We start from the raw sequence: 6496 nt of genomic DNA, 5'->3' as shown, positions 1-6496 counted from the left end.
TCAACAAGGCGCTGTTGCGGGAGTATCTGAACCGGGTGGGCGAAAACGGGTATGTCATCATCGATGCCACGCGGGCGCAATTCATCGATCAGGACATCCTCGAAACCATCCACGACTTCGTGGCCGCCGCCTCGGACGACAACATCACCGTGGAATTGAAAAACCTCAACGGCACGCACGGCATCGCGACGCAGCGCGCCTCTACCACCGATAAACAGCAAACTGTAACCGGAGAAAATTATGAAACCGCTCGAAAGGCTGCTGCTTGAAAATAAGGCTTGGGCTCAGGAGAAAGCCGCTCACGATCCGGAATTTTTCGACAAACTACGGCAGCCACGGAATCCGGACGTGTTCTGGATCGGGTGTTCCGACAGCCGCGTGCATGCCGACCAGGTGACACAAACCGAGCCCGGTGAAATTTTCGTTCATCGGAACATAGCCAACCAAGTGGCGATCATGGATATGAATTTCCTGGCCGCGCTCGAATATGCCGTCGATTTTCTAAAGGTGAAGCACATCATCGTTTGCGGGCATTACGGCTGTGGCAGCATCAAAGCAGCGATGGGAAAACCGCATCCCGACCACTTGTTCATGAACAAGTGGCTCAAATACATCAAGGACATCCATCGTCTGCACCGAGAGAACATCGATGCCGAAAATTCGGAGGACGCGCGTCACAACCGACTGGTCGAACTCAATGTCATCGAACAGGTTCACAACCTGGCGCAGACCTCGGTCATTCAGCGAGCGTGGCGAGCCGGCGATCGTCCGGATCTCCACGGATGGGTTTACGGGTTGAATGACGGTATCATTAAGGAAATCGCCTCCCTTGAGGCTGACAGCTCGCTCGATCCAATTTATAAACAAGACCCGGAAATTAGCGCCGCGAAAGAACCCTAACCATCAACGCGATATACTATGAAGCTCGCCAAGATCGTTTTCGTTTGTCTTTTCGGCTTTGCCTTATCATCCATTGCAGCGGAGAAACCAAAAATGAATCAACCCGCCCCTCAAGTCCGGTTGGAGACCAATCTCGGGGATGTCGTTCTAACGCTGGATTCAGCTAAAGCCCCCGCCACGGTCGAGAACTTTTTGACGTATGTCAAAGAGGGGCATTATGACGGTACCATCTTCCACAGAGTCATACCGAACTTCATGGCTCAAGGCGGTGGTTACACCGAGGATTTCAAGCAGAAACCCACGCGCCCGGCAATCAAGAACGAGGCCGATAATGGACTTAAAAACAAGCGCGGAACGATAGCCATGGCCCGTACTCCGGATCCCCATTCCGCCACGTCTCAATTCTTCATCAATTTTGTCGACAATGCGTTCTTGGATTACAAGAGCGCCACACCGCAAGGATGGGGTTATTCCGTATTCGGTGAGGTCACCGAAGGCATGGACGTCGTCGACAAGATGGCAAAAATTCCGACGGGCTCCGGCGGCCCGATGGCATCGGATGTGCCGCAAACACCCATCATCATCGAGAAAGCGACCATCGTCGGTCAATAGACAGACGAAGCCATCTTCCTTGAAAAACGAAACGCTGTTCATCTCCGATCTGCATCTCAGCGTTACACGACCGGAAATTACACAGCGTTTCTTGCGGTTTCTGAAACGCCGCGCATCAGATGCCGAGCGGCTGTACGTCCTCGGAGACCTTTTCGACGCCTATCTCGGTGACGACGACAACTTCTCCCCTAACCGGGAGGTCAAGTCCGCGTTCAGGCAGCTTACGGACTCCGGCATCAAAGTGTACTTCCAGCACGGTAACCGCGATTTTCTGCTCGGCGAAAGCTTCGCTCGGGAAACCGGCATCCGCTTGCTTGCCGATTACGAGGTCATCGATCTCTTCGGGGTGTCCACGTTGATTACCCACGGAGATCTCCTGTGCACCGACGATGTTCAGTATCAGAGGGCTCGAGAACGCATCCGCACCGACGCATGGAAACAAGCGGCGCTATCGAAGCCGCTTTGGCTGCGCCGCATGTATGCGCGCTGGTACCGCTTCAAGAGCGGGCTTGATAAGCGCGGCAAAACGGCGGAGATCATGGACGTCAACCCGGAAGCAGTGAGAGAAACCATGAGCCGTTATGGCGTGGATCGATTGATTCACGGCCACACCCACCGCCCCGCTGTTCATGAGTTCGAGATCGAGAATAAGCGATGTCGGCGCTTCGTCCTGCCCGAGTGGGGAAATGGCGAAACGGTCTTATGCTGGAGTCAGGAAGGTTTCCGTACGGAAGCAATTGAGTAGCAAGCTTCGCTTTCCGTCCCTGGAAAGGCGTGCAATCCGGTTTTGCTCTCCCATTAGTGTTTACATCCACATGCCCCTGCCCCACAACCATGTCCCGGACTGATGGCAGACTCTTTCCGAGCACCACTGCCGTGTACCGCGGGAGCCGATAATTTTTTCCGGACGTCGCCGCCGCAATCAGGGCACTTCGGTGGTGCCTCGCTGATTTTGTGCATGGCGGTGAACTCATGTTTGCAGGCTTCGCACTGATAGTCGTAAGTTGGCATGTAATTATCCTCGACAAGAATCGGCAAAATAGTTGTTTCGACAAGCGGACAGGGGAGATCAGAACGGCTTGAGCGTCGCCAGAAGCACGATCGCGAATAAGAACAAGACCGGCACTTCATTCATCCAGCGGAAAAAAATATGGCTGTGACCATTACGGTCATATTTCAGATCACGCAGCCATTTTCCGCATAAAGCGTGATAACCCACCAACAATCCGATCAGGAACAGTTTAACGCGAAGCCAGCCGCTGTCACCGTAGTCTTCCCAAGCATAATCGTGGAGCATCCATAAGCCGAACACGAGCGTCAAAATCATTCCGGGAGTCATGATCCCAAAGTAGAGCTTACGTTCCATGATCTTGAACCGCTCGACGCTGACGGCATCGGCACTCATCGTGTGGTAGACGAACAACCGGGGAAGATAAAACAAACCGGCGAACCAAGTCACCATGAAGATGAGATGAAAGGCTTTCAGCCACATCGTTTACACGTCTCCGAGCATCCGCTCGACTCGCTCACGAAGATTCCGGACATCGATTCGTCCAAGTTGGTGCATAACAATCCGGCCGTCAGGAGAAATCAAGAAGCTATTGGGAACCAATCGGACCTGATCGAATGTTTCCGCCAGATGTCCGAGTGGATCAAGGGCCACGGGATAAGGCAGCTGTTTCGCCTCGGCCAAGCTTAAAACCCGGCTTGGAACATCATAAGGCATAGCGACCGAAATCAATTTGAAACCTCGCGCGAAAAGCTGTTGGTATAACTCGGCCAGTTCGGGCATTTCCTCGATGCACGCCCGGCAGTCGCTGGCCCAGAATGTCACCAACACCGGATGACCGCGGAGCTCCCGCATCTGAATGTGCTCGCCCTTGATCGTGACGAACTCCGCATCCGGGGCGGTTCGTTGGAAACCCCATCGATACAGGCCGAGGCTTGCCACCGTTACGATGGCGAACGCCATGAGCCAAAATTTGGCTTTATTCATGAGCTGACCGGAGGGAAGACAAAGCTTTATCTTCCCCCCGCTTTAACCCAACTCTGCTCAGTCTTCCAACTGCTGAATTCCATCCAGAAACCAGGTCGGTTGACGGCTGTGTTTCGGACGTACGAAGTGCCAAACTTCGCGCACTTGCGTAGGTCTTTCCTCGGGAGACTCACGTATGATCACATCAAACAGTACGGTTGCCTCGCGGTCTGAGCCGAGGTCACGCACCTCGAGAAGTTCCACGTCGACCTTGAGCAGTTCCGTCCTGTTGCTCTCGGTTCCGCGAGCTCTCAATTGATCCTGAAGCTCGCCGAATACCTTGTCGGTGGTCAAAGCCCTTAACTGCGCCAAGTCTCCCTCGTCCCACGCTTTCTGCATCGTCTCGTAGGCCGCTCTTGCGCCGGAAAGAAAACCGGCCGAATCGAAATCCGTCGGAACCGAATTGGGTTGTCCGGCCGTGCCGGCAGTTTGCCCTGAAGACGAAGCACCTCGCCCTTTTCCGAACAGAACGTCCGTATCGAACCCCGAATTGCTCGCCTGTCCGGAATCGGCCTGACGCCGGTAAGCGTGATCGGATTCCGGATTCCGAGCCGAGTCCGTCCCCGAATAATATCCTCCTGCCGCTGCCGGTTCGCTCGATTCGGTTCGCCTCCGAGCGGCGAAAAACTTGAACAGCATGAATGCGATCAGCGCAAACACCAGAATGTCCAGGAAGTTGAGATGCTCGAAGGCCCCGCCGAACAGGAGAGCGCCCAATAAACCGCCCAAGGCCAGGCCACCCAGCATTCCCATGAGCCCGCCCCGTCGCGACATCGCTTCGCGCGCCGCCTGGTTCCTTTGGGCCGGCGATTGGTAGGCTTGTTGCTGAGCCGGAGAAGCGGATTGCGTCATATCGGTAGAGCGTTTGTAGGGCGTGCTGTAGGACGGCCGGCTGCCGAACGACTTACCGCCGCCCATGCGCTTGGCGTAAGCGTCGCCCATTCCGGACAGCGCCAAGGACAGCCCGATCAATACGCTCAAAACCAATCCAGTACGTTTCTTCATCGATAACCCACGTCTGTAGTCAAGAATCGGATATGCCTGTTATATGGCAACGAATATTCAAAAATCAACCTTTGAACCCAAGGTGGGCATTAGATAATCTCAGGATAAGTAGGTTTGCAATAATTGATAACAGGCTTCCAGCGCTCCTAAATGAGCGATTTCGTATCCATGAGTGTTATCTGCGGGAAACCCGAGGCATGCGCCTTTCGGCACGTGCCCAGTTTTCATCGCCACCGACGCATCGCTGCCGAATTGGCTCAACACCGCGTATTGCACGGACACGCCCGTCTTACGCGCGGCCTCAGCAAGACGTCGATTCAACGTCTCATCATACATGCCATAGCCATCCTGAGACAAAAGTACGGGCTCTTCGTCGCTTTCGATGGGATACTCCGCCGATTTCGGGGCAATCTCGACGGCAATCAGCTCGTCGACTCGTTTCTGCCGGGTGTAATAGAGCGCTCCGATGGCTCCCACCTCCTCCTGCGCGGAAAAAACCAGATCCAAATCCGATACTGGGCTCTTCACGGTCTCGGCCAGCAGTAAAAGAATTGCAACGGCGGCCTTGTTGTCCAAGGCGTAACTGGCGACATAATCCCCCATCCGGAATGGCGCTTTCCGATGTTTGCCGATAACCATCCGCGTTCCCGGACGCACCCCCGCTTCTGTGAGTTCCGATTTGCTCAGTTTGGCATCCAGCCAAACGGTATCCCATTTCGGCGGCTTGTCTTCCTCGTATGCCTTTTGAGGCGATTCATGGCATACATGCCGGGAACCGAAACTCAGGATCGCCGGAATCGTTAAGCTGTCGCCGAGTAAATCCACAACCCCTTCCCCATAGACCCATGGGAAAGTACCGCCGAGCTTCCGGACCTCCACCTTGCCGTCTTCTCTCACACGCTTCACGATGCCGCCGATCTCGTCCTTGTGTGCGGTAATGGCGAGGACGCGAGCAGAGTTCGTTCCCCGAACGCTCGCGATGATATTGCCGGCATCATCTTGGCTCGCCTCGACGCCGATAGACTCGAGCCACGATAGGATGAACGCGTCTATTTCCTGTTCCTTGCCGCTTGGCGAATGACAAAGAACGAGATCTGAGATGAGGCGGAAAAGTCGGTCTCGAAATGGCTCCCGCATGAAAAACCCCGTCTAGCTCAAACCATTACACGCGCAAGAAAAACTACTGTACCATTTCCTGGTCCAATTGCCCGATTATGTCCTAAGCAAAGGAGATCATTATGAATCAAATCAATCCGGCCTACGCTCGCGCTTCCGCCGGCGTATTGGAAACCAACAAAGTCCTACGCAACACTTATGCTTTGCTGGCCATGACGCTGACCTTCAGCGCATTCACGGCGGGCTTGTCGATGGCTCTGGAGCTACCCCACCCCGGAGTGATTGTGACGTTAATCGGATACTTCGGCTTGCTGTTCCTGGTTTCCAAGTTTCAGAACAGCGCCCTCGGGCTTGTCTTCGTATTTGCCCTTACCGGCTTCATGGGGCTGACCCTCGGGCCGATTCTCAATATATATCTGACCCAGATCGGTAATGGCCCGCAACTGGTGATGACCGCCCTTGGGGGCACCGGAGCGATTTTCCTTGGGCTGTCGGCCTACGCCCTGACCACGAGGAAGGACTTCAGTTTCCTGGGCGGCATGCTTACCGCCGGCATCCTGGTCGCGTTCCTCGCCGCACTGGCTGCGCTCTTCTTTCATATGCCGGGACTCCAGATCGCCGTGTCGGCAATGTTCATTGTTTTGATGGCCGGTCTCATTCTTTACCAGACCAGCGAAATCGTGCACGGCGGCGAGCGTAACTACATTCTCGCCACAGTGACCCTGTATGTGTCGATCTTCAATCTGTTTACCAGTCTCCTGCACCTGCTAGGTGTTTTTAGCGGCGACGAATAAGGTCCGATTCTCGTCGAAAACGCTCGGAGCGGGC

The 6496-nt window shown here is 54.7% G+C and carries 9 protein-coding genes and 1 pseudogene; 5 read left to right on the top strand and 5 right to left on the bottom strand.

The window, feature by feature from the left end; all coding sequences use genetic code 11:
* From ABJK70_RS04335 to lpxH, 4 genes and pseudogenes are all read left to right on the top strand, one after another.
* A pseudogene (locus ABJK70_RS04335) lies at positions 1-269 on the top strand (hypothetical protein); the annotation flags it as partial.
* The gene (locus ABJK70_RS04330) at positions 241-900 is read left to right on the top strand and encodes a carbonic anhydrase (RefSeq protein WP_077731560.1); all 660 of its coding nucleotides are present in this window, start codon (positions 241-243) and stop codon (positions 898-900) included. The pseudogene ABJK70_RS04335 and the gene ABJK70_RS04330, both read left to right, overlap by 29 nt.
* A 93-nt stretch (positions 901-993) precedes the next feature.
* Positions 994-1512: a peptidylprolyl isomerase gene (locus ABJK70_RS04325; RefSeq protein ID WP_205780830.1), complete on the top strand. Its 519-nt coding sequence runs from the start codon at positions 994-996 to the stop codon at positions 1510-1512.
* Between the two features lie 19 nt (positions 1513-1531).
* Positions 1532-2257, top strand: a complete 726-nt coding sequence (gene lpxH / locus ABJK70_RS04320) for a UDP-2,3-diacylglucosamine diphosphatase (protein WP_086135520.1) — start codon at positions 1532-1534, stop codon at positions 2255-2257.
* A 53-nt stretch (positions 2258-2310) separates the two neighbouring features.
* On the opposite strand, the gene ABJK70_RS04315 is transcribed toward lpxH, so the two are convergent.
* From ABJK70_RS04315 to ABJK70_RS04295, 5 genes are all read right to left on the bottom strand, one after another.
* Positions 2311-2523 carry a zinc ribbon domain-containing protein gene (locus ABJK70_RS04315; protein ID WP_077731563.1) on the bottom strand — a complete coding sequence of 71 codons (213 nt, stop codon included), beginning with the start codon at positions 2521-2523 and terminating at the stop codon, positions 2311-2313.
* A gap of 58 nt (positions 2524-2581) precedes the next feature.
* On the bottom strand, positions 2582-3004 hold the full coding sequence (gene hemJ / locus ABJK70_RS04310; RefSeq protein ID WP_077731564.1) for a protoporphyrinogen oxidase HemJ: 423 nt from the start codon (positions 3002-3004) through the stop codon (positions 2582-2584).
* Positions 3005-3007: 3 nt separating this feature from the next.
* Positions 3008-3508, bottom strand: coding sequence for a TlpA disulfide reductase family protein (locus tag ABJK70_RS04305; RefSeq protein ID WP_347257450.1), 501 nt, complete (start codon positions 3506-3508; stop codon positions 3008-3010).
* Between the two features lie 57 nt (positions 3509-3565).
* Positions 3566-4552 (bottom strand): Tim44-like domain-containing protein, encoded by a 987-nt coding sequence (locus tag ABJK70_RS04300; protein WP_156881901.1) that lies wholly within the window; start codon positions 4550-4552, stop codon positions 3566-3568.
* A gap of 99 nt (positions 4553-4651) precedes the next feature.
* A complete protein-coding gene (locus tag ABJK70_RS04295; RefSeq protein WP_133718514.1) occupies positions 4652-5689 on the bottom strand; it encodes a M20/M25/M40 family metallo-hydrolase in 1038 nt (345 codons plus the stop codon).
* 101 nt (positions 5690-5790) lie between these two features.
* Here ABJK70_RS04295 and ABJK70_RS04290 point away from each other — a divergent pair, with 101 nt between their 5' ends.
* On the top strand, positions 5791-6462 hold the full coding sequence (locus tag ABJK70_RS04290) for a Bax inhibitor-1/YccA family protein (RefSeq protein ID WP_077731568.1): 672 nt from the start codon (positions 5791-5793) through the stop codon (positions 6460-6462).
* Positions 6463-6496: the final 34 nt, after the last annotated feature.

The organism is Methylocaldum sp. (assembly GCF_039794385.1).
GTDB lineage: Bacteria > Pseudomonadota > Gammaproteobacteria > Methylococcales > Methylococcaceae > Methylocaldum.
This window is presented reverse-complemented; position numbering and strand designations above follow the sequence as displayed.

Coding starts and splice junctions, on each gene's coding strand:
- ABJK70_RS04315 (WP_077731563.1), bottom strand. CDS start 2,523: ATGCCAACTTACGACTATCAGTGCGAAGCCTGCAAACATGAGTTCACC.
- ABJK70_RS04330 (WP_077731560.1), top strand. CDS start 241: ATGAAACCGCTCGAAAGGCTGCTGCTTGAAAATAAGGCTTGGGCTCAG.
- ABJK70_RS04300 (WP_156881901.1), bottom strand. CDS start 4,552: ATGAAGAAACGTACTGGATTGGTTTTGAGCGTATTGATCGGGCTGTCC.
- ABJK70_RS04305 (WP_347257450.1), bottom strand. CDS start 3,508: ATGAATAAAGCCAAATTTTGGCTCATGGCGTTCGCCATCGTAACGGTG.
- hemJ (WP_077731564.1), bottom strand. CDS start 3,004: ATGTGGCTGAAAGCCTTTCATCTCATCTTCATGGTGACTTGGTTCGCC.
- ABJK70_RS04290 (WP_077731568.1), top strand. CDS start 5,791: ATGAATCAAATCAATCCGGCCTACGCTCGCGCTTCCGCCGGCGTATTG.
- ABJK70_RS04295 (WP_133718514.1), bottom strand. CDS start 5,689: ATGCGGGAGCCATTTCGAGACCGACTTTTCCGCCTCATCTCAGATCTC.
- ABJK70_RS04325 (WP_205780830.1), top strand. CDS start 994: ATGAATCAACCCGCCCCTCAAGTCCGGTTGGAGACCAATCTCGGGGAT.